At 33.1% G+C, this 1,703-nt stretch carries 2 protein-coding genes and 1 pseudogene; 1 reads left to right on the forward strand and 2 read right to left on the reverse strand.

The features are described from left to right. Window positions 1-351: 351 nt before the first annotated feature. Together ACTHTU_RS11080 and ACTHTU_RS11085 are read right to left on the reverse strand one after the other, a co-directional pair. Window positions 352-768: a hypothetical protein gene (locus tag ACTHTU_RS11080; protein ID WP_107867643.1), complete on the reverse strand. Its 417-nt coding sequence runs from the start codon at window positions 766-768 to the stop codon at window positions 352-354. Between the two features lie 3 nt (window positions 769-771). Next, window positions 772-1,374 (reverse strand): DUF6973 domain-containing protein, encoded by a 603-nt coding sequence (locus tag ACTHTU_RS11085; protein ID WP_283115627.1) that lies wholly within the window; start codon window positions 1,372-1,374, stop codon window positions 772-774. A 245-nt stretch (window positions 1,375-1,619) separates the two neighbouring features. On the opposite strand from ACTHTU_RS11085, the pseudogene ACTHTU_RS11090 reads away from it, so the two are divergent. Next, window positions 1,620-1,703 (forward strand): annotated as a pseudogene (locus tag ACTHTU_RS11090) (IS1595 family transposase); the annotation flags it as partial.

Here is a 1,703-nt window from a genome sequence, read left to right on the forward strand (position 1 = left end):
GATGTGTTTGGCAATCATGGCTTGTGCGGTTTGCTGGAAGAAGGTGCTCATGGAAAATCCCCTAAATGTCTTAGTAGGAATTTAGGGGATTTTGGGGAATTTTGCAAAGGTCTCAGGCCGTCTGAAACGTATTTATTGTTTCAGACGACCTCTTAGCTCAAACCTTGAGAACCGCATGCGTGCGTTCCGCACACATGCTACTTGTTGAGTTTAGGTTTCATATGGGCTACAGCTTGCTTAACGCTCTATCGGCTTGGGTTGTGGCAAACATACTCCAAGCCATATCAGAACTCCCTGCTCCCCAAACGAGTCCTAATCCTGAATCCTAGGCGGTAATGACGACGGATAGTTTTACAAAAGTTTCGGCCTACAATTTATAGGTTTATAATAATAAAAATATCCATCAAAAAAATGTGATTTTTCTTTTTTTAAAAGTTGCATCTTGCCATTCTTGTAATCACATTCGTAATATTCAACATTTTTCAAATCTGAATCAAATAGATATTGAGGTAAAACATTCCCTTCCCTATCTAGTTCTATTAATTCCTCAAAAACTATCTTACTTTTATGATAAAAAACAATTTTTTGGAAATCTGTATTAATTATATACAGTTTTACATAATCCCAATTAAAATTCGTTATATCACTAATTAAGAATTCTTTTTTATTATAATTAAAACTTATTTTTCTTATTACATTCTTTTCAAATATAAAGAAAATAACAATAGTGATTAATAAAGAAAATATATAAAGTATATTTTTATTCATCTTTTATCTTCTCCATTGTCTGGCTGAAATTTGTGCTCTAATTTGTTTTCTCCTCTGCTGAATTTTAAATCCGGCACCAGTATTATCTAAGTGAATCAATATATTGCTTGTATTTTGGTAATCTTTTTCAGATAATCTTTTTCTTACAACATCATAATTTCCATTACTGTTTCTTTCTGCTTGATAAAAACCATTATTTTTATAAGTTTCCAGAATTAATCCAACTAACTCTTTTGTGTTTAACCTATTGGTATTTAATGCTATTTCTCTTCCTATTTCGTTATTTAGTTGATCAATCATTTCATCTGCTTTATCTAATGAAAGATTACGTCTTATAGAATAATTAATTTTTTCCCCACTTTCATGACTATTTCCTACTTTAACAGCAATATCTTTGCCAAATTCTCGTGTGATGATTGCTTGCCATAAAACGTGCCTGAATGCATTGCCAACTCCACCTTCACCACCAAATTCACTATTAGGAAATAAATTTAATTGAAAAGTTGAAGTAATTGTTGAAATATTAGGCTCTAATGTAGAGCCAGGATCTTTATGTACAGATCCAATTGCAATAGCAATTCTAGGGTGCCTAAGAGCAAATTTCACTTGCTCTACAGTATCATTGTATTTGTTGTTTCAGACGACCCTCTTGGCTTAAACCCTGAGAACTGCATGCGTACGTTCCGTACACATGCTACTTGTTGAGTTTAAGTTTTATATGGGTTACGGCTTGCTTAATTGGCTTTGGGGAGTTTTAAGCCTGTGTACGTAATGTAATTAGGGTTTACTTACTCTAAAATATAATTAAATTTGGGGCTGACGTAGATTAGCAGTTATGCTAGGCTACGAAAATGCAGATAACCAATTGTAAATTAAGCAAGAGAGTTCAAAAGAAACTACTTGAATTTTTTGTACTCCAAGTTACCGCCCGTTCC

Source organism: Neisseria sp. P0020.S005 (assembly GCF_051957055.1).
Classification (GTDB): Bacteria; Pseudomonadota; Gammaproteobacteria; order Burkholderiales; family Neisseriaceae; genus Neisseria; species Neisseria subflava_A.

Bases quoted from the DNA above. Each gene is read 5' to 3' on its own strand.
- ACTHTU_RS11080 (WP_107867643.1), bottom strand. From the start codon at position 768: ATGAATAAAAATATACTTTATATATTTTCTTTATTAATCACTATTGTT.